This window comes from Aquipuribacter sp. SD81, from assembly GCF_037153975.1.
Lineage (GTDB): Bacteria > Actinomycetota > Actinomycetes > Actinomycetales > JBBAYJ01 > Aquipuribacter.
On the sequence record NZ_JBBAYJ010000015.1, the window covers coordinates 1 to 19,321 of the forward strand.

Sequence of the window (19,321 nt, forward strand, 5' to 3'; positions counted from 1 at the left end):
GAGGGGGCCGGCGCGGCGGGCGCCGGTGCCGCGGCGGCGGGTGCCGCCGGTGCCGGCGCGCTCGGTGCCGGTGCGGCCGGGGCGGCCGCCTTGGGCGCCGCCTTCTTGGCCGGGGCCGGGGCGCCGTCGAAGTTCTCACGGACCTTCCGCACGACCGGGGCCTCGATGGTCGAGGACGCCGCCCGCACGTACTCGCCGTTGTCCTGCAACCAGGACAGCAGCGCCTTGCTGGTGAGTCCGAGCTCCTTCGCGAGCTCGTGTACGCGGACCTTTGCCACTTCTCTCCTGTCTCGGTCCGGGAGCCAGGAGGGCACACGGACCGTCGTTAACGAGGGCTGTTCATCGCAGCGCGCTCATGGGGTGCTCATCACTCGTCGACCCGCTTCCGGTCTCGTGGGGTGGTGCAGGGCCTGGTCCTCCGGGCCCTCGTCACCGTCCGTGGGTGCCAACGTCCGGTGTGGTGCTCGTCCTTCCCGTCGCCCAGGTGCGGGCGAGTTTCGCGACCTGGTCCGTGGCCACCGGTCCCGCGGTGCGCAGCGCCCGCGCGAACGCCTTGCGGCGGACGGCGTGCTCGGCGCACGTGGGGTCGGGGTGGAGCCAGGCCCCGCGCCCGGGGGACCGCCTGCCGGGGTCGTGGACGACCTGCGGCCGGCCCTCGACCTCGACCACGACGAACCGGGCGAGGACGGACCGCGAACCGGGGCGGCGGCAGCCGATGCACGTGCGAACGGGTCCGTCCGCCGTGGTGGTGTCCGTGGCGTACCGGGGCTCCGTGCGCTCGGGCAGGGCAGGTGCCGCTCCTGTCGAGGCCTCGGTAAGTGTAGCGCCGTCCGGCGCCGGGGCCGACCGGGGCGCACCCGGCTGCGCACCGGACCGCCCCGCGGCGCTCACGCGGGGGTGTCCGGGCGGGCCTGCTCCCGCGCCACCGCCTCGTCGGAGCGGATGTCGATGCGCCAGCCCGTCAGGCGGGCGGCGAGCCGGGCGTTCTGGCCCTCCTTGCCGATGGCCAGCGACAGCTGGTAGTCCGGCACGACGACCCGCGTCTGCTTGGCCGCCGCGTCGACGACCTCGACCGACACCACCTTCGCCGGCGACAGGGCCGCGGCCACGAAACGGGCCGGGTCGTCCTCGAAGTCGACGATGTCGATCTTCTCGCCGCGCAGCTCGCTCATGACGGCCCGCACCCGCTGGCCCATCGGCCCGATGAACGCGCCCTTGGCGTTGAAGTTCGCCCGGTTCGCGCGGACGGCGACCTTGCTGCGGTGCCCCGCCTCGCGGGCGATGGCCGCGATCTCGACCGTCCCGTCCTCGAGCTCGGGCACCTCGAGCGCGAAGAGCCGGCGCACGAGGTTGGGGTGGCTGCGCGACAGCGTGATCTGCGGGCCCTTGAGCCCCTTGGCCACGCTGACGACGTAGCAGCGCACGCGCTCGCCGTGGCGCAGCGACTCCCCCGCCACCTGCTCCGCGGGCGGCATCACGCCCTCGACGTCGCCGAGCTTCACCCGCACGTAGCGCGGGTCGCGGCCCTGCTGCACCTCGCCGGAGACGATGTCGCCCTCGCGGCCGCGGAACTCGCCGAGGACGCGCTCGTCCTCCGCGTCGCGGATGCGCTGGAGGATCACCTGCCGCGCGGTCGAGGCCGCGACCCGGCCGAAGCCGGCGGGCGTGTCGTCCCACTCGCGGACGACCTGGCCGTCCTCGTCGGTCTCCTGCGCCATGACCGCGACTCGCCCGGTGCGACGGTCCAGGTCGATGCGGGCGCGTGCCTGCGCCCCCTCGGTGCGCTCGTAGGCGAGAAGCAGCGCCTGCTCGATCGTCTGGATGAGGACGGGCAGCGGGATCTCCCGCTCCTGCTCGATGAGGCGGAGCGCCTGCATGTCGATGTCCATCAGACCTCCTCGTCCTGCTCGTCGCGCCGGCCCTTGGGCGGCTTGGTGAACTCGACCTGCACGAGGCCGCGGCGCACGTCGGGCCACGCCAGCGGCAGCCGCTCCCCGTCCACGCCGAGGACGGGCCCGTCGTCGGAGACCTCTTCGAGGCGGCCCGTCACCGGGTCGTCGCCGGCCCGCTCGACGGTCACCAACCGCGTCCGCGCCCGCCGCCAGTGACGGGGCTCGGTGAGCGGCCTGTCGACGCCGGGGGTCGTGACCTCCAGGGAGTACGGACCGGGCCCGAGCACGTCGACCTCGTCGAGGCGGGCACCGACCGCGCGGGACACCTCGGCCACCCGGTCGAGGTCGACCGCGCCGACCTCGGTGTCCGGCAGGTCGACGACGACGCGGACGAGCCGTCGCCGCCCGACGGTCGCGACCCCGACCTCCTCCAGCACCAGCCCGCCGTCGGCCACCACGGGCTCCAGCAGCGTGGTGAGCTGCGCGTGGTGGGACGGGTTCGGCGAGGGCACGAGGACGCTCCGGGGTAGGCGGGCAGGTGGGTGGGGGACGCGGGACCACACTATCCGTGCGCCCCCGCCGACCAGCACCTCGCGCGGGCCGCTGCGACCGGTCGACGGTCTGACAGCATGCCCCGGTGCGCAGCGACCGGTCCGGCCCCGCGCCGGGCCGCAGGTCGGTGCTGCGGGCCGGGGCCGTGCTCGCCGCCGGCGCGCTCCTCGTGTCCGGCTGCACGCGCGACGGCCGCTCCTCCGGCGGGGCGAGTCGTGAGCCCGACGGCGCGGACGGTCCGGACGGTGCCGACGGCGCGGACGGTCCGCGTGAGCCCGACGAGCCGAGCGCGCGCGAGCTGCGCCGGCGCCGCGCGGTGGCCTCGGCCCGCCTGGCGCTCGACGTGCTCGGCCTCGCGGTGGCGCGGGGCGTCGCGCCCGCGGGGCGCTGGGGCGGGGACGTCGACCCCGTCGCGGCGCGCGCCGTGCACGCGGAGCACCTCGCCCTCCTCGAGCCCGTCGAGCCCGCTCCGACCGGCTCGGCCGGTACCGGCGCCTCGACGGGCCCCCAGCCGACCCCGGCGTCCCCCTCGCCGGGCGCGTCGGCCCCGTCGGCCCCGTCGGCCCCGTCGGCCCCGTCGCCGCTCGGGTCGGCCCCGGCGGTGGCGCTGGCCGCGGCGGCGCGCCCGCTGGCCGACGCGCTGGACGCCGACCTCACCGACGCCCTCGCCGAGCAGGCGGCCGACGACGGCGATCTCGACCTCGCGGTGCTGCTCGCGCGCGCGGCGGTCGCCCGGGGCGCGCACGCGGCGGGGCTCGGCGCGGACCCGGGTGACGCCCTGGAGCGGCTCGGCGCGCTCCCGGGCGCGTGGTCGACCGAGGCGGTCGGCGACCCGGGGGCGCTGGTGGACGCGCTGCAGCGGCTGCTCGCGCAGGAGCACCGGGCCCGCTGGTCGTACGCCGTCGTGCAGGCGTGGTCGACCGACCGCGCCGCCGACGCCGCGTCGGCCCGGGACGGGCACACCGCCGCGGTCGAGTCGCTGCAGGACGTCGTGACGCGGCTCGGTGCGGTGCCGGTCGCCGCCGAGGCGACGTACCCGACCGACGAGGACGGCCGACCGGTCGACGGGCCCGCCGCGGCGGCCGCCCTCGCGCTGCGGCTGGAGGAGGCCGTCGCCGGGGCCGCTGGTGCGGTCCTCGTCGCGGCCGTCGCCGCCGGCTCGCGCGGCTGGAGCGCCGCGGCCGCGCGCGGCTCCCTCGTGACCGAGCTCGGCCGGTGGTCGTGGGGCGGGGCGCCGGCCGTCCTGCCGGGCGCCGTCTGACCGGCCCCGACGGTCGGCTCCCGGCCCCACGCCTGCCACGAGCCCCTGCCGGCCACGACCCTCAGCCGGCCACGACCTCCCACGCGAGCCGCGCGGCGAGCAGGCCGACCACGACGAGGAAGACGACGCGCACGAAGCGGGAGCCGCGCGCGATGGCCGTGCGCGCCCCGAGCCAGCCGCCGAGCAGGTTGGCGGCCCCCATGAGCAGCCCGAGGGTCCACAGCGGGGCGCCCTGCACGGCGAAGACCGCGATCGCGGCGAGGTTCGTCACGGCGTTCGCGATGCGCGCGAGGCCCGTCGCGTCGAGGAACTGGTAGCCCGCGAGGCCGACGAGCGCGAACACGAACAGGGTGCCCGTGCCCGGGCCGAAGATGCCGTCCCACACCCCGACGCCGATGCCGATGCCGGCGAGCAGGGCCGCGAAGGACACCGAGCGGACCCGGTGCCGCTCGACGAGCCCGAGCTGCGGCCGGGCGACCGTCACCACCCCGATCACGACGACGAGCACGAGCACGAGCGGGGTGAAGACCTCGGAGGGGACGAAGGCCGCGAGCGCGGCGCCGAGCGCCGACCCGGCGGCCGCGGACACCGTCAGCACCCCCACGGCCCGCGGGCGGCGCGGCAGGCGGCGCGCGTAGGTGACCGCGGCGACCGTCGTGCCCCACACCCCCGACAGCTTGTTGGTCGCGAGCACCTGCACCGGGGTCGCGGTGGGCAGCGCGAGCAGGAGCGCGGGCAGCTGGACGAGGCCGCCGCCGCCGACGACCGCGTCCACCCAGCCCGCGACGAGCGCGGCGAGCACAAGGAGCGCGACGACCTGCCAGCCGACGTCGGGCATGCCCGGCAGGCCGGCGAGCACGCCGGCCGTCGGGAGGTCGATCACCCGAGGTGCTGCGCGACGTCGGCGAGCGCGACGTCCTGCCGCTCGCCGGTGCGACGGTCGACGACCTCGACGAGGCCGTCGACGAAGCGCTTCCCCACGACGACGACCGTGGGGAGGCCGACCAGCTCGGCGTCGTTGAGCTTGACGCCCATGCTCGCCTTCCGGTCGTCGAGGACGACGTCGTAGCCGGCGGCGTCGAGGTCGGACGCGAGCCGCTCGGCGCCCTCCGCGACGGCCGGGTCCTTGCCGGCGACGACGACGTGGACGTCGGCGGGGGCGACCGCGCGCGGCCACGCGAGCCCCTTCTCGTCGTGGGTGGACTCGGCGATCGCGGCGACGGCCCGGCTCACGCCGACGCCGTAGGAGCCCATCGTCACCACGACGCTCTTGCCGTTCTCGTCGAGCACGCGCAGCCCGAGCGCGTCGGCGTACTTACGCCCCAGCTGGAACACGTGCCCCATCTCGATGCCGCGCGCGGACTGCAGCGTGCCCGCGTCCGCGCCCGTCCGGCCCTGCTCCGCGCAGCGCGGGCAGGCGTCGCCGTCGCGGACCTCGGCGGCCTCGAGGGTGCCGTCGGAGCCCTCCTCGCCCGCCGCGGGGAAGTCGCGGCCGGCGACCAGGTCGAACACGTGCCGTCCCTCGGCGTCGGCGCCGGTGATCCAGCTCGAGCCGGCGACCACGCGCGGGTCGAGCAGGTAGCGGATGCCCGTGCCGCCGCGCTCGGCGCTCGCCGTCCCCAGCGCGCCCGGCCCGATGTAGCCCTTGGCGAGGCCCGGGTGCGCGCGGAAGTCGTCCTCGGTGAACGGCTCGACGGTCGCGGGCTCGACCGCGGCGGCGAGGCGCTTGGCGTCGACCTCCCGGTCGCCGGGCACGCCGACCGCGACCGGCTCGCGCGTTCCGTCGGGGTGCACGAGCACGACGAGGACGTTCTTGAGCGTGTCCGCGCCGGTCCAGGGCCGGTCCGCGCGCGGGAGGGCGGCGTTGGCGTGGTCGACGAGCGTCTGGATGGTCGGCGTGCCCGGGGTGTCCTCGACGTGCGCCGCGGGCAGCGCCGCGAGCTCCTCGGCGGTCGCGGCCCGGGGGGCGGGCGTGGTGACGGCCTCGACGTTGGCGGCGTAGTCGCAGCCCGTGCAGCGCACGTACGTGTCCTCGCCCACCTCACTCGGGGTGAGGAACTCCTCGCTCGCGCTGCCGCCCATCGCCCCGCTCACGGCCTGCACGACGACGTAGTCGAGCCCGAGCCGCTCGAAGATCCGGACGTAGGCGTCGCGGTGGGCGCGGTAGCTGCGCTCGAGACCCTCGTCGGTCACGTCGAAGGAGTAGCTGTCCTTCATGACGAACTCGCGCCCGCGCAGGATGCCCGCCCGCGGACGCGCCTCGTCGCGGTACTTCGTCTGGATCTGGAACAGGTACAGCGGCAGGTCCTTGTAGCTGCTGTACAGGTCCTTGACCAGCAGCGTGAACATCTCCTCGTGGGTGGGCCCGAGGAGGTAGTCGCCACCCTTGCGGTCGTGCAGGCGGAAGAGGTTGTCGCCGTACTCCTCCCAGCGGCCCGTCGTCTCGTACGGCTCCTTGGGCAGCAGCGCGGGGAAGTGGACCTCCTGCGCGCCGATGCGCTCCATCTCCTCGCGCACGACCTCCTCGACCTTGCGCAGCACCCGGTAGCCCAGCGGCAGCCAGCTGTAGATCCCGGGCGCGGCGCGGCGCACATAGCCGGCGCGGACGAGCAGCTTGTGGCTGGGGACCTCGGCGTCGGCCGGGTCGTCGCGCAGGGTGCGGAGGAAGAGGGACGACATGCGCATGAGCACGGCGGCGAGCGTACCGGCGGGCCACCGGGCCCCCGCGCCCCCTTGTCGCCGCCGCTGCTGCGCCCGAACGGTCGTGGCGGCCACAGCACAGGAAGCGGCTTCCGCCGGCCCGCGACGCGTCCTGGCTGAGGGGGTCGGCGCCTGCGCTGTGGCCTGTGGATCACGTCGCCGTCGCATCCGCCGCTGTGGACGACGGCCACGACGAGGCGCGCCCCGCCAGCCTGGCGGCCATGGCGACCCGGACCACCACACCGACGACGGTGCTGACCGCCCTGGGCAGCGCGACGTACGCGGAGCTGCTCGAGCACGTCCCACGGCGCGCGCTGCGGACCGCGGTGACCCACGGCGACATCGTGAGGGTCCGGAGAGGCCGCTACGTGCTGGCGGCACCGACGCCCCCGCAGTCGCCCTCGAGCTCGGTGGGGCGCTGTCCGGCCGCAGTGCAGCGACCCGTCACGGCTGGGGTGTCCTGCGGGTTCCGGCGGCACCCGAGGTCACCGTCCCACGGACCGCGTCGCGGCTCGCACGCGCCGGGACGGTCCTCCACTGGGGCGCGCTCACGGACGGCGAGCGACGAGCAGGTGTCACGGCACCGCTGCGGACCGTGCTCGACTGCGCGCGCCGGCTCCCGCCGCACGAGTCGCTGGCGGTCGCGGACTCGGCGCTGCGCTGCGGGGACGTGCGGCGCGACGAGCTCCTGAGCGCTGCTGGCGCCCTCACCGGCCCGGGAGCCGGGCGTGCACGGCTCGTCGTCGCCCACGCCAGTCCCCTCGCGGCGAACGCGTTCGAGTCCGGTCTACGCGGGTGGTGCCTCGAGGCCGGCTACCGGGGCCTGCGCCCGCAGGTGGAGGTCCGTTCACCCGGCCGACTGGCTGTGGTCGACATCGCGGACCCCCGCTGGCGCGTCGGCTTCGAGGCCGACGGGTACGAGGTGCACGGCACCCGGCGGGCCTTCGCCCGGGACCTGGTCCGGCACAACTGGCTCCAGTCCGCCGGCTGGGTCACGCGCCGCTTCGCCTGGGAGCACGTCATGTCCGCCGGACCGTGGGTGGTCGAGCAGGTGCGCGGCGCCTTCCGCGAGGCGGCTCTTCGACGCCCGGCGTGAGGCCGGCGGCCACACCGCAGGAAGCGCCCCCATGCGCCGTGACCCGACGTGCGCCGTCGCCGTACGGCTCCTGCGCTGTGGCCGTGGGAGTGACCAGGGACGCGGGGCGGCGGCTCAGAGCAGGACGGTCGCGAAGCTGCCGTGGCGCTCGAAGCCCACCTGCTCGTACACGTGGACGGCGCGCTCGTTGTAGTCGTTGACGTACAGCGAGGACCGGGCGCCCAGGTCGTCGCGGACGGCGCGCACGACGGCGGCGACCGCGGGCACGGCGAGGCCCTCGCCGCGGCGGTGCGGGGCCACCCACACGCCCTGGATCTGCGCGATGGCCCCGGTCACGGCCCCGAGCTCGGCCTTGAACACGACCTCCGGGTCGCCGTGCTCGTCGAGGTCGATCCGCACGAACGACCGCCCGAGCGCGACCATCTCCGCGACGCCCGCCTTGTACGCGGCGCCACCGTCGAGGCCGACCGGGGAGTAGCCGATCTCCTCGGTGAACATGGCGACGGAGGCGGGGAAGAGCGTGTCGAGCTCGTCGGGACGGGTCCGCCGCACGTAGGGGTCGACGCCGACGGCAGGCTCACCGCACACCATGAGCGGCTGGTCGCGGCGGACCTCGCGGGCCGGGCCCCACGCCTGCTCCAGCCCCGCCCACAGCCGCAGCACGTCGTCGCGGGGGCCGAACAGCGAGGAGCTGCGGCGGGGCGCGGAGCGGGCGCGCGCGGCGAAGGCGTCGGCCGCCTCGCCGCCGGCCTCGACCGGCACCATGTTGGCCCCCACCCAGCACAGCGAGACCAGCTCGCCACGCTCGTGGTAGCCCCACACCTCGGCGTGCCCGGCCTCGCCCAGCAGGCCCCCGACGAGCCGCGACGACACGAAGGCGTGGGACACGGGGTCGCTCGCGCACACGTCGACGGCGGCCTCGAGGTCCCTCGCCCCGAGGACCCGCACGGTCGAGCGCAGCACGCGGTCATCCTCACCCACCGCGGGCGATCATGCGACGAGGCGCGAGCACCGACCTCGCCGGGAGTGCGCGGCGACCGCGGTCGGGCGGTCTCAGGAGACGCTGACCACCGGGCTGCCGCTGCCCGCCGCGGCCTCCGGGTCCACGCCCATCTCCTCGGCGATGCGCATCGCCTCCTCGATGAGCGTCTCGACGATCTGCGACTCCGGCACCGTCTTGACGACCTCGCCCTTGACGAAGATCTGCCCCTTGCCGTTGCCGCTGGCGACGCCGAGGTCGGCCTCGCGCGCCTCGCCCGGGCCGTTGACGACGCAGCCCATGACGGCCACGCGCAGCGGCACGGTCATGCCCTCCAGGCCCGCGGTCACCTCGTCGGCGAGGGTGTAGACGTCGACCTGCGCCCGCCCGCACGACGGGCACGACACGATCTCGAGCTTGCGCGGGCGCAGGTTGAGCGACTGCAGGATCTGGTTGCCGACCTTGACCTCCTCGACCGGCGGCGCGGACAGCGACACGCGGATCGTGTCGCCGATGCCCTTGCCCAGCAGCGCGCCGAAGGCGACGGAGGACTTGATGGTGCCCTGGAAGGCGGGCCCGGCCTCGGTGACGCCGAGGTGCAGCGGCCAGTCGCCGCGCTCGGCGAGCATCTCGTAGGCGCGCACCATGACGACGGGGTCGTTGTGCTTGACGGAGATCTTGAAGTCGTGGAAGTCGTGCTCCTCGAACAGCGACGCCTCCCACACCGCGGACTCCACGAGCGCCTCGGGGGTGGCCTTGCCGTACTTCGCCATCAGCCGGGGGTCGAGCGAGCCCGCGTTGACGCCGATCCGGATCGACACGCCGGCGTCGCGCGCGGCCGCCGCGATCTCCTTGACCTGGTCGTCGAACTTCCGGATGTTGCCGGGGTTGACCCGGACGGCGGCGCAGCCGGCGTCGATCGCGGCGTAGACGTACTTCGGCTGGAAGTGGATGTCGGCGATGACGGGGATCTGCGACTTCCTCGCGATCGCCGGGAGCGCCTCGGCGTCGTCCTGCGACGGGCACGCGACCCGGACGATGTCGCAGCCGCTCGCGGTGAGCTCGGCGATCTGCTGCAGCGTCGCGTTGATGTCGGTGGTCGGCGTCGTCGTCATCGACTGCACGCTGACGGGCGCGTCGCCGCCGACGAGGACGCTGCCCACCTTGATCTGGCGCGACTTCCGGCGGGGGGCGAGGACGGGCGCGGGGGCTTCGGGCATGCCGAGGCTGACGGTCACGCCCCCATTGTGACCCCGGCTCAGCCCGTGAGCCTGATCGGGTTGACGAGGTCGGCGTAGATGAGCACGGCCGCCATGCCGAGCAGGAGCACCGCGACGCCGTACGCGAGCGGCAGCGCCTTCGCGACGTCGACGGGGCCGGGGTCGGGCAGGCTCCGCGCGCGGGCCCACGTCTTCTTCACGCCCTCCCACAGCGCCCCGGCCACGTGGCCGCCGTCCAGCGGCAGCAGCGGGACGAGGTTGAACACGAACAGCGCGATGTTGAGGCCGGCGAGGATCGCGAGGATCTGCGCGACGCGCCCGCCGAGGCCCAGCAGGCCGTCGGGGTCCTCCAGGGCCGCGACCTCGCCGGCGAACCGGCCGACGCCCACGACGCTCACCGGTCCCTCGGGGTCGCGCTCACCGGCGCCGAAGGCGGCGTCGGCGACGCCGACCATGTACTGCGGGAGCCGGACGATGACCCCGGCGGTGCCGACGACCGCGTCGCCGACCGTGCCCGGGACGACGGTGAGGGGCTGACGGACCCGCTCGGTGACGGGGGAGATGCCGAGGAAGCCCGCGCGGACCGTCTCGAACCCGCCGTCCTCGCGCACGACCGGCGCGCCGTCCTCGTCACGGGCCACGACGTCGGCGACGACCGGGGTGGCGCGCAGCGTGGTCTCGACGCCGTCGCGCTCGACGACGACGGCCACCTGCTGCCCGCCGGCGGCCCGGATCGCCTCGCTCACGTCGTCCCAGCTCCGGGTCGGGGTGCCGCCGAGGGACACGATCCGGTCCCCGGGCCGCAGCCCGGCCGCCGCGGCCGGGGCGGCGGTGTCGTCCGGTCCGCACTCGGCGTCCAGGGGCGCGTCGACCGGCAGGACGCACTGCGACACGGTCTGCACCTGCGTGGTCTGCTGGGGCAGCCCGAACCCGACCGCCACCACGGCGAGCAGGACGGTGGCGAGCACGAGGTTCATGACGGGCCCGCCGAGCATGATGACGAGCTTCTTCGGGACCGCGAGGGAGTAGAACGTCCGGCGCTCGTCGCCGGGGCGCAGCTCCTCCAGCGACTCCGCGCGCGCCTGCTCCACGAGCGACGCGATCGGGTTGCTCGAGGCCGCGCCGACCATGCCGGCAGGCGTGCCGGGCCGGGGCGGGAACATGCCGATCATGCGGATGTAGCCGCCGAGCGGGACCGCCTTGACCCCGTACTCCGTCTCGCCGCGCCGCCGGGACCACAGCGTCGGCCCGAAGCCGACCATGTACTGGGTGACCCGGACGCCGAACAGCTTGGCGGGCACGAGGTGCCCGACCTCGTGCAGGGCGATGGAGACGGCGACACCGACGACGACGGCCAGCACCCCCACGGTGTAGGCGAGCGCGTACTCCACTGCTGCCTCCTGCTATAGGTCCCGCGTGCCGCGGGCTGCCAGTGTCTCAGCCGCGCGGGCCCTCGCCCACGCGTCGGCCTCGACGACGTCGTCGACGTCGCGCGGCTCGGCGAGGCCGCGCGCGGCCGCCTCGTCGAGAACCTCGGCCACCGTGTCGACGATCTGGAGGAAGCCGGTGTTCCCGGCGAGGAACTCCGCGACCGCCACCTCGTTGGCCGCGTTGTACACCGCGGGGGCGACGCCGCCCGCGGCGCCGGCCTCGCGGGCGAGGCGGACGGCGGGGAACGTCGCGTGGTCGACGGGCTCGAACGTCCACGCCGCCGCCTGCGTCCAGTCCAGGCCGGGGGCGGCGTCAGTGAGCCGGTCGGGCCACGTGAGCCCGAGCGCGATGGGCAGGCGCATGTCCGGCGGCGAGCACTGCGCGAGGGTCGAGCCGTCGAGGAACTCGACCATCGAGTGCACGACGGACTGCGGGTGCACGACGACGTCGACCCGGTCCATCGGCACGTCGAAGAGCAGGTGCGCCTCGATGACCTCCAGCCCCTTGTTCACGAGCGTCGCGGAGTTGCACGTGACGAGGGGGCCCATGGCCCACGTCGGGTGGGCGAGCGCCTGCTCGGCGGTGACCCCCGCGAGCGAGGTGCGGTCGCGGCCGCGGAACGGCCCGCCGGAGGCGGTGAGGACGAGGCGGCGGACCTCCTCCGCGCGCCCGCCGCGCAGGCACTGGGCGAGCGCGGAGTGCTCGGAGTCGACGGGCACGATCTGCCCGGGCCGGGCCGCGCGCCTCACGAGCGGCCCGCCGACGATGAGGGACTCCTTGTTCGCGAGCGCGAGCACGTGCCCGGCCTCCAGCGCCGCGAGCGTCGGGCGCAGCCCGACGGCGCCGGCGAGCCCGTTGAGCACGACGTCGGTGTCGCGCGCCGCGAGCTCGGTGGCGGCGCCGTCGCCGACGAGGACCTCGGTGCGGCGCCCCGCCCCCCGGAGCCTGGTCTCGACGTCGGCGGCCACGCGGGCGTCGCCGACCGCGACGACGTCGACGTCGTGCTCGACCGCCTGCCGCACGAGCAGGTCGGGGTCGCCGCCGCGGGCGGCGAGACCGGTCACCCGGAGCCGGTCCGGGTTGCGGCCGACGACGTCGAGGGCCTGGGTGCCGATGGACCCGGTGGAGCCGAGGACGGTGACGCGCCGCATGGGCGCGAGTGTCCCAGCCGCGCCCGGCCGGTCGGCGCCCGCCCGGCCCCGGTTGTCAAAAGTCTTGTCACGGGCCGTCATCGACGCCTACGGTCGGCCGCCACGGGGCGACGTCCGCCCCCGACAGGAGGAACCATGCGCCGACCCCACCCCAACGCCCGCCGGTTGCTGGCCCTCGCCGCAGGGCTCGCCCTCACCGCGGGCCTGGCGACGCCCGCCGGGGCCGTCCCGTCCGAACGCGCCGCCGGCGTCGCGCACGCCCGCGCCGCCACGACGGCCGCGGAGCGCGCCGCCGTCGCCGCGTACTGGTCCCCCGCGCGGATGCGTGCGGCGCGGCCCGCCGACGCGCTGGCCCCGACCGTGACCCCCGGCGAGGTGAGCACGGCCGACGTCGCGCGCGGCTCGGCGTCGGTGCGACCGACTGCCCGGCCCGGCGGCGGGAAGGGCAAGCCCGGCGGCGGTGGTGGCGGCGGCACGGTCGTCACGGGCGCGGAGTGGACCGGCGGCACCGCGGTCGTCGCGACCACGGGCAAGGTGTTCTTCACCCTCGGCGGCAGCAACTACGTGTGCTCCGGGTCCGCGGTGACGAGCGCGAACGAGAGCACCGTCCTGACCGCGGGCCACTGCCTGCACGGGGGTCCGGGCGCCTACGCCACCAACTGGGCGTTCGTCCCCGCCTACGACGACGGCGCCCGGCCGTACGGCACCTTCGTCGCCACGGACCTGTACACGACGAGCCAGTGGGCGAGCAGCGGCGACTTCTCCTACGACGTCGGCTTCGCGACAGTCGCCCCGGTCGCCGGCGCGACCCTGACGGACACCACGGGGGCGCAGGGCATCACGTTCAGCGCTCCGCGGCAGGAGAGCCGCTACGCCTTCGGCTACCCGGCGGCGAAGCCCTACGACGGCAGCGACCTCGTGCACTGCGCGGGTCCGCTGAAGTCCGACCCGTACGGCGCGGACACCCTCGGCATGGACTGCACCATGACGGGCGGCTCCTCGGGCGGGCCGTGGCTCTCGCAGTTCAGCACGTCGACCGGCCTAGGCCAGCTGAGCTCGGTGAACTCCTACAAGTACTCCTCCGACTCCCGCTCGATGTACGGGCCGTACCTCGGCTCGGTCGCGCAGCAGCTGTACGCGACCGCCTCCCGCTGACGGGCTGCGGTCCGCTTCCGCCGCGCACCAGGGGCGGATTCCGTCGCCGGGACTCTGTCCGGCCGCGGAATCCGCCCCTATGCTGCGCGCATGACGACGGTAACCGTGGACGCCGACCCGACCCGCTCCCCCGCCGTGGTCGCGGGGGTCGAGCAGGTGCGCCGGCTGCGGACGGCCGTGCCCGGGCCCGTGTCGCTCCGCCTGCGCGAGCGGCGCGCGGCGGCCGTCGCGGCCGGGGTCGGCATGGTCCTGCCCGCCTTCGTCGAGCGGGCCGGCGGGGCGGTGCTCGTCGACGTCGACGGCAACTCCCTCGTCGACCTCGGCGCGGGCATCGCCGTGGTCAACGCGGGCCACGCGCACCCCCGCGTCGTGGCCGCCGTCACAGAGCAGGCCGAGGCCTTCCTCCACACGTGCTTCATGGTGACCCCGTACGAGGGCTACGTCGCCGTCGCCGAGCGACTCGGCGGGCTCGTGCCCGTCGACGGGCCCACGCGGACGGTGCTGCTGAGCTCGGGGGCGGAGGCCGTCGAGAACGCCGTGAAGATCGCCCGCGCCGCCACCGGGCGCGACGCCGTCGCCGTCTTCGACCACGCCTACCACGGCCGCACGAACCTCACGATGGCGATGACGGCCAAGGCGATGCCGTACAAGCGCGGCTTCGGCCCGTTCGCGGGCGAGGTGTACCGCGCGCCGATGTCGTACCCGTTCCGCGACCCCGCCGGGCTGACCGGCGAGGAGGCGGCCGAGCGCGCGGTCCGCAGCCTCGTCACGCAGGTCGGCGCGGAGGAGCTCGCGTGCCTCGTCATCGAGCCGATCCAGGGCGAGGGCGGCTTCGTCGAGCCCGCGCCCGGCTTCCTGCCCGCGCTGGCCGCATGGTGCCGCGACCACGGCGTGCTGCTAGTGGCCGACGAGATCCAGACGGGCTTCGCGCGCACCGGCGACGTGTTCGCCCTCGACCACGAGGGCGTGCGGGCCGACCTCGTGACGGTGGCCAAGGGCCTCGCCGACGGCATGCCGCTCGCGGGGGTCGTGGGCCGCGCCGAGGTCATGGACGCCGTCCACGCCGGCGGCCTCGGCGGCACGTACGGCGGTAACCCCGTCGCGTGCGCGGCCGCGCTCGCGAGCGCCGACGTCATGACGGAGGAGGACCTGCCCGCGCGGGCGCGGGAGATCGAGGCCGTCCTGCGTCCCGCGCTCGAGGCGGCACGCGAGCACGCGCCGGGGATCGGCGACGTGCGGGGCCGCGGCGCCATGCTCGCCGTCGAGCTGGTGCGGCCCGGGACGCTCGAGCCGGACGCGGCCGAGGCGGCCCGCGTCGCCCGCACCTGCCACGAGGCCGGCGTCGTGGTGCTGACGTGCGGCACGTACGGCAACGTCATCCGGCTGCTGCCGCCGCTCACCATCGACCCGGCGCTGCTCGCCGACGGCACCGCCGTGCTCGTCGAGGCCCTCACGGGACGCGCCGGCAGCGCCGCGTGACCGGCGTCGACCCGGCGCGCGTGGCGGAGCTGCACGCCGCCGCCACGACGACCTTCGAGGCGCAGCGCCCGCGCTCGCGCGAGCTGTACGCGCGCGCCCGCCGGGTCATGCCCGGCGGGGTGCCGATGTCGTGGATGGTGAAGTGGCCCGGCCCGTGGCCGACCTTCGTCGCGCACGCGTCGGGCGCGCACTTCACCGACGTCGACGGCAACGACCACGTCGACCTCTGCCTCGGCGACACCGGCGCCATGACGGGGCACTCCCCCGCCGCCACGGTGGCGGCCGTGCGCACGCAGCTCGACCGCGGCATCACGACGATGCTCCCGGGCGAGGACGCGGTGCTCGCGGCGGAGGACCTGACCGCGCGCTTCGGGCTGCCGCAGTGGCAGTTCACGCTCACCGCGACCGACGCCAACCGCCACCTGCTGCGCTACGCCCGACACGTGACCGGCCGCCCGCGGGTCGCCGTCGTCGACTGGTGCTACCACGGCAGCGTCGACGAGACCTTCGCCACGCTCGACGCCGACGGCCGGGTCGTCGCCCGGCGCGGCAACATCGGCCCGCCCGTGCCGCCGGAGGTGACGACGGCCGTCGTGCCGTTCAACGACGTCGCGGCCATGGAGCGCGCGCTCGCCTCGCGCGAGGTCGCGGCGGTCCTGCTGGAGCCGGCCATGACGAACATCGGCATCGTGCTGCCAGACGAGGGCTACCTCGCCGCGGTGCGCGCGCTCTGCGACGAGACGGGCACCCTGCTCGTGGTCGACGAGACCCACACGCTGTGCGCGGGCCCGGGCGGCTGCACGCGGGAGTGGGGGCTGCGCCCGGATGCCGTTGTCGTCGGCAAGACGATCGGTGGTGGCGTGCCCGCGGCCGCCTTCGGCATGACGACGGAGCTGGCCGAGCGCGTGCAGCGCAGCGTCGAGCTCGAGGACGTCGACGTCGGCGGGGTCGGCGGCACCCTCGCCGGCAACGCGCTGTCGATGGCCGCCGTCCGCGCGACGCTCACGGAGGTCCTCACCGCCGAGGCCTTCGCGACCATGACGGCGCGGGCGGTCCGGTGGACCGAGGGCGTGCAGGCGGGCATCGACGCGGCCGGCCTGCCGTGGCAGGTGACGCGCCTCGGCTGCCGCGCGGAGTACACGTTCCGCCCGACCCCGCCGCACGACGGCGCCGAGGCCGCCGCAGCCGACGACTTCGACCTCCAGCAGCTGCTGCACCTGCACGCCCTCGTCGACGGGGTGCTCCTCACCCCGTTCCACAACATGGCGCTCATGAGCCCGGACACCACCGACGCCGACGTCGACCGGCACAGCACCTCGTTCGCGGCCGTGACGAGGGCCCTGACCGCCTGAGTCGCGCAGAGCCGCGCAGAGCCGCGCAGAGCCGGCCGTACCCCCGCGGGGGTACGCGAGGACGCCCCGCCGGGGGGACGTGCCGGGCGAGACCCGTCCCTAGCGTCGTCGGCGACGGTCGGGACGGCCGGTCGGGACGAGCACCGGAGGCGGCGATGAGCACGACGGCGACAGCAGGGACGGCACCTCGTGCGGTCGGGGTGACGGCGGGCGGCACCACGACGGCACCCGACCCCTGGTCGGTCCGGGCGCTCGTGTCGGCGCTGTGGTGGGAGGTGCGCCCCCGCACCCGCGCGGAGCGCTGGACGGCCGGTGCCGGGCTCGCGCTGGCCGCGGTCGGCCTCGCGCACCTCGGCGTGCAGGCGGTGGACGGCGGCGCGTGGGCCGGGCCCGTGTCGTGGCGCAAGCCCGTCGTGTTCGGCGTCTCGCTCGGCATACTGCTCCTCACCGTCGCCGCGGTCCTACGGTGGGTGCCGGGCCGCCGCACGCAGTGGTGGGTCGCGGCCCCGCTCGTGGTCGGGTCGGTCGTGGAGTACGCCGCCATCGCGTCACAGCGCTGGCGCGGGGTGCCGTCGCACTTCAACGACGCGACGCCGTACGACAGCGTCGTGTTCGGGGTGATGGCGGGCAGCGTCGGGCTCATCGTCGCGGCCGTCGCGGTGCTCACCGTGGTGGCCGCCCTGCCGCGCGGGTTCTCCGGCGGGCCCGCGCTGCGGCTCGCGGTGCTCGTCGGCCTCGCCGGCGTCCTCGTGAGCAGCTGGGTCGGCGGACGCATGATCGCCGAGGGCACCGAGGTCGTGGCCGCGACGGGCGCCGTCCCCGACAGCGTCGTGCTCGGCGCCGCGGGCAGCGCGAAGCTGTTCCACGCGGTCGGCCAGCACGGGCTGCAGGTGCTCCTCGCCGTCGCGCTGCTCCTCCACGTCGCCGGGGCGCCGCGGCGACGGGCGCTCGCCGTGACGGCCCTCGCCTCGCTCGGGTTCGCGGGCGTGCTCGGCGGCGTCGGGGCCGCCGCGCTGCGGGGCGAGGCGTGGCTCGCGCTCCCGCCGTCGCTGCTCGTCCCCGCCGTTCCCGGGGTCGCCCTCCTGGCCGCGGCCGCGGTGGCCGTGCTCGGCCACCTGCGCCCGGCCGGCGGAACCCTCGCCCGACGGCCCGGGGCTGTGGTGGGCTGAGCCCGTGCACCCCACGACGTCGGGCACGCGCGCGGAACGTGCGGTGCAGGCCCTCACGGGGGGCCGCTCGCTCGACGTCCTGCTCGCGGCGGTCGCCGTCGTCGCCACCGTCGCGGGGCGCCTGTCCGAAGGGCCCTCCCCCGCCGGGGCCGGTCCGGCCACGGTGGTGCCCGGGCTGCTGCTCGCCGTGGTGGTCGGCGGGTCGCTCGCGTGGCGGCGCACGGCGCCGCTCGCCTCGTACGCCGTCGGGACGGCGGCCCTGGTCGTGGAGTCGCTGGCGCTCGGGCCGAGCCCGGTCTCGCCCTACGCCAACCTCGTCGGCGTCGTCTCGCTCGGCTGGTTCGGCTCGGCGCGCCGGGCGCTGTGGGGGCCGCCGTTCGCGCTGGTCGGCATCGCGGCCTGGTTCGCCAGCCCCCAGCTGCCCGCGGTCGTGCCCGTCACCGTCGTGCTCGTCTGGCTCGCGAGCTGGGCGCTCGCGTACCAGGTGGCCCGGCGGCGGGAGGCGGAGGCCCGCGACCGCGCGACCCGCCAGCGCGAGGCGGTGCGCGACGAGCGCACGCGGATCGCCCGGGAGCTGCACGACGTCGTGGGGCACGCCCTCAGCCTCATGCTCGTGCAGGTGGGCGCCGCCCGGACGGTCCTCGACGAGCGGCCTGCGGCTGCGCGGGACCTGCTGCTCGCGACGGAGCGGACCGGCGCGGAGACGATGGCCGAGCTCGACCGTGTGCTCGGGCTGCTGCGGGAGGACGTCGGCTCCGACACCGGTCCCGTGGCGGGGGGTCCGGTCGACGACGGGCCCGGGCTCGCCGACCTCGACGGCCTCGTCGCGCGCTTCGGCGACGCGGGCCTGCAGGTCCGGCTCGACCGCGGTCCGGGGGTGCGCGCGCACTACTCCACGAGCACCGACCTCGCGGTGTACCGGGTCGTGCAGGAGGCGCTGACGAACGCGCTGCGCCACGGCCGGGCCGCGACGGCCCGCGTGTCGCTGCGGTGCCGCGACGGCGAGCTGCTCGTCGAGGTCGTCGACGACGGGACGGGTCCGGCCCCGGGCTGGGAGCCGGGTCGGGGCCTGCTCGGCGTCCGCGAGCGGACGGGGCTGCTCGGCGGCGGGGTCGAGCACGGCGCCGCGCCGGGCGGCGGGTTCCGGCTCGCGGTGCACCTGCCCGTCGGGGCGCCGTCGTGAGCGTCGGCGCGGCGACGGAGGGCGAGGCCGTGCGCGTGCTGGTCGTCGACGACGACGCGCTCCTGCGCGCGGGGGTGCGGGTCGTGCTCGAGGCGGCGGGCCTGGAGGTCGTCGGCGAGGCGGGCGACGGCCTCGCCGCGGTCGCAGCGGTCGCCTCGCTCGACCCCGACGTCGTGCTCATGGACGTCCGGATGCCCGGGGTCGACGGCGTGGAGGCGACCCGACGGGTCGTCGCCTCCGGCGCGCGGGCGCGGGTGCTCGTGCTCACGACCTTCCGGCACGACGAGTACGTGTGGGGGGCGCTGGAGGCCGGCGCGAGCGGGTTCCTGCTCAAGCGCGCGAGCCCGGAGCGCCTCGTCGACGCGGTCCGGACGGTCGCGGCCGGGGAGTCGCTGCTCGACCCCGCCGTCACGCACGACCTCGTCGCCCGCTTCGTCGGCGCGGGCGCGGCCGCGGGTGCGCGCGACGCGGACCCGGACGCGGCCGCGCGCGTCGCCGGGCTCACCGATCGCGAGCAGGAGGTGCTCCGCCTCGTCGCCGAGGGGCTGTCGAACGCCGAGCTCGCCGAGCGCCTCACCATCGCCGAGTCGACCGCCAAGACGCACGTCAAGCGCATCCTCGCCAAGGTCGGCGCCCGCGACCGCGCCCAGGCGGTCGTGCTGGCGTACCGCTCGGGGCTGGCCGGCTGACGCGGCGACCCG

The 19,321-nt window shown here is 76.2% G+C and carries 18 protein-coding genes; 8 read left to right on the forward strand and 10 right to left on the reverse strand.

The annotated features are described in order from the left end of the window. From WAA21_RS10405 to rimP, 4 genes are all read right to left on the reverse strand, one after another. Positions 1–278: translation initiation factor IF-2 N-terminal domain-containing protein (locus WAA21_RS10405; protein ID WP_336922729.1), on the reverse strand; the 278-nt coding region annotated here is incomplete at its 3' end. Between the two features lie 151 nt (positions 279–429). Next, positions 430–891: a YlxR family protein gene (locus WAA21_RS10410; protein WP_336922730.1), complete on the reverse strand. Its 462-nt coding sequence runs from the start codon at positions 889–891 to the stop codon at positions 430–432. After that, entirely contained in the window at positions 888–1,889 is a 1,002-nt protein-coding gene (nusA, locus tag WAA21_RS10415) for a transcription termination factor NusA (RefSeq protein WP_336922731.1), read from the reverse strand. The genes WAA21_RS10410 and nusA overlap by 4 nt, the downstream gene beginning before the upstream one ends. After that, positions 1,889–2,404: a ribosome maturation factor RimP gene (gene rimP / locus WAA21_RS10420; RefSeq protein ID WP_336922732.1), complete on the reverse strand. Its 516-nt coding sequence runs from the start codon at positions 2,402–2,404 to the stop codon at positions 1,889–1,891. The genes nusA and rimP overlap by 1 nt, the downstream gene beginning before the upstream one ends. 125 nt (positions 2,405–2,529) lie before the next feature. Between rimP and WAA21_RS10425 the strand changes: the two genes are divergently transcribed. Further along, positions 2,530–3,705 (forward strand): DUF4439 domain-containing protein, encoded by a 1,176-nt coding sequence (locus tag WAA21_RS10425; protein WP_336922733.1) that lies wholly within the window; start codon positions 2,530–2,532, stop codon positions 3,703–3,705. A gap of 61 nt (positions 3,706–3,766) precedes the next feature. On the opposite strand, the gene WAA21_RS10430 is transcribed toward WAA21_RS10425, so the two are convergent. After that, entirely contained in the window at positions 3,767–4,588 is an 822-nt protein-coding gene (locus WAA21_RS10430) for a TSUP family transporter (RefSeq protein WP_336922734.1), read from the reverse strand. Further along, the gene (locus tag WAA21_RS10435; protein WP_336922735.1) at positions 4,585–6,396 is read right to left on the reverse strand and encodes a proline--tRNA ligase; all 1,812 of its coding nucleotides are present in this window, start codon (positions 6,394–6,396) and stop codon (positions 4,585–4,587) included. Before WAA21_RS10435 ends, WAA21_RS10430 begins: the two co-directional genes overlap by 4 nt. Positions 6,397–7,000: 604 nt before the next feature. Between WAA21_RS10435 and WAA21_RS10440 the strand changes: the two genes are divergently transcribed. Continuing rightward, positions 7,001–7,501 carry an endonuclease domain-containing protein gene (locus WAA21_RS10440; protein WP_336922736.1) on the forward strand — a complete coding sequence of 167 codons (501 nt, stop codon included), beginning with the start codon at positions 7,001–7,003 and terminating at the stop codon, positions 7,499–7,501. A gap of 114 nt (positions 7,502–7,615) precedes the next feature. Here the strand turns inward: WAA21_RS10440 and WAA21_RS10445 are convergent, their stop codons facing one another. From WAA21_RS10445 to dxr, 4 genes are all read right to left on the reverse strand, one after another. Continuing rightward, positions 7,616–8,464, reverse strand: coding sequence for a GNAT family N-acetyltransferase (locus WAA21_RS10445; RefSeq protein ID WP_336922737.1), 849 nt, complete (start codon positions 8,462–8,464; stop codon positions 7,616–7,618). A gap of 90 nt (positions 8,465–8,554) precedes the next feature. Beyond that, positions 8,555–9,700, reverse strand: coding sequence for a flavodoxin-dependent (E)-4-hydroxy-3-methylbut-2-enyl-diphosphate synthase (gene ispG / locus WAA21_RS10450; protein WP_336922814.1), 1,146 nt, complete (start codon positions 9,698–9,700; stop codon positions 8,555–8,557). 38 nt (positions 9,701–9,738) lie between these two features. Continuing rightward, on the reverse strand, positions 9,739–11,091 hold the full coding sequence (locus WAA21_RS10455; RefSeq protein ID WP_336922738.1) for a M50 family metallopeptidase: 1,353 nt from the start codon (positions 11,089–11,091) through the stop codon (positions 9,739–9,741). A gap of 12 nt (positions 11,092–11,103) precedes the next feature. After that, the gene (gene dxr, locus WAA21_RS10460; protein ID WP_336922739.1) at positions 11,104–12,282 is read right to left on the reverse strand and encodes a 1-deoxy-D-xylulose-5-phosphate reductoisomerase; all 1,179 of its coding nucleotides are present in this window, start codon (positions 12,280–12,282) and stop codon (positions 11,104–11,106) included. 135 nt (positions 12,283–12,417) lie between these two features. Here dxr and WAA21_RS10465 point away from each other — a divergent pair, with 135 nt between their 5' ends. The 6 genes from WAA21_RS10465 (at position 12,418) to WAA21_RS10490 (ending at position 19,309) form a co-directional block, all read left to right on the forward strand. Then, on the forward strand, positions 12,418–13,437 hold the full coding sequence (locus tag WAA21_RS10465) for a trypsin-like serine peptidase (protein WP_336922740.1): 1,020 nt from the start codon (positions 12,418–12,420) through the stop codon (positions 13,435–13,437). Positions 13,438–13,527: 90 nt separating this feature from the next. After that, positions 13,528–14,916 carry a 4-aminobutyrate--2-oxoglutarate transaminase gene (gabT, locus tag WAA21_RS10470; RefSeq protein ID WP_336922741.1) on the forward strand — a complete coding sequence of 463 codons (1,389 nt, stop codon included), beginning with the start codon at positions 13,528–13,530 and terminating at the stop codon, positions 14,914–14,916. Further along, on the forward strand, positions 14,913–16,268 hold the full coding sequence (locus tag WAA21_RS10475; RefSeq protein ID WP_336922742.1) for a transaminase: 1,356 nt from the start codon (positions 14,913–14,915) through the stop codon (positions 16,266–16,268). Before gabT ends, WAA21_RS10475 begins: the two co-directional genes overlap by 4 nt. Positions 16,269–16,423: 155 nt before the next feature. Next, on the forward strand, positions 16,424–17,437 hold the full coding sequence (locus WAA21_RS10480) for a hypothetical protein (protein ID WP_336922743.1): 1,014 nt from the start codon (positions 16,424–16,426) through the stop codon (positions 17,435–17,437). Between the two features lie 4 nt (positions 17,438–17,441). Further along, on the forward strand, positions 17,442–18,620 hold the full coding sequence (locus WAA21_RS10485) for a sensor histidine kinase (protein ID WP_336922744.1): 1,179 nt from the start codon (positions 17,442–17,444) through the stop codon (positions 18,618–18,620). Then, positions 18,617–19,309: a response regulator transcription factor gene (locus WAA21_RS10490; protein WP_336922745.1), complete on the forward strand. Its 693-nt coding sequence runs from the start codon at positions 18,617–18,619 to the stop codon at positions 19,307–19,309. Before WAA21_RS10485 ends, WAA21_RS10490 begins: the two co-directional genes overlap by 4 nt. The last annotated feature ends 12 nt before the right edge of the window (positions 19,310–19,321 follow it).

What these genes read in the sequence shown, in the direction of transcription:
- WAA21_RS10480 (WP_336922743.1), top strand. Translation starts at nt 16,424, where the DNA reads ATGAGCACGACGGCGACAGCAGGGACGGCACCTCGTGCGGTCGGGGTG.
- WAA21_RS10465 (WP_336922740.1), top strand. Translation starts at nt 12,418, where the DNA reads ATGCGCCGACCCCACCCCAACGCCCGCCGGTTGCTGGCCCTCGCCGCA.
- ispG (WP_336922814.1), bottom strand. Translation starts at nt 9,700, where the DNA reads ATGCCCGAAGCCCCCGCGCCCGTCCTCGCCCCCCGCCGGAAGTCGCGC.
- dxr (WP_336922739.1), bottom strand. Translation starts at nt 12,282, where the DNA reads ATGCGGCGCGTCACCGTCCTCGGCTCCACCGGGTCCATCGGCACCCAG.
- gabT (WP_336922741.1), top strand. Translation starts at nt 13,528, where the DNA reads ATGACGACGGTAACCGTGGACGCCGACCCGACCCGCTCCCCCGCCGTG.
- nusA (WP_336922731.1), bottom strand. Translation starts at nt 1,889, where the DNA reads ATGGACATCGACATGCAGGCGCTCCGCCTCATCGAGCAGGAGCGGGAG.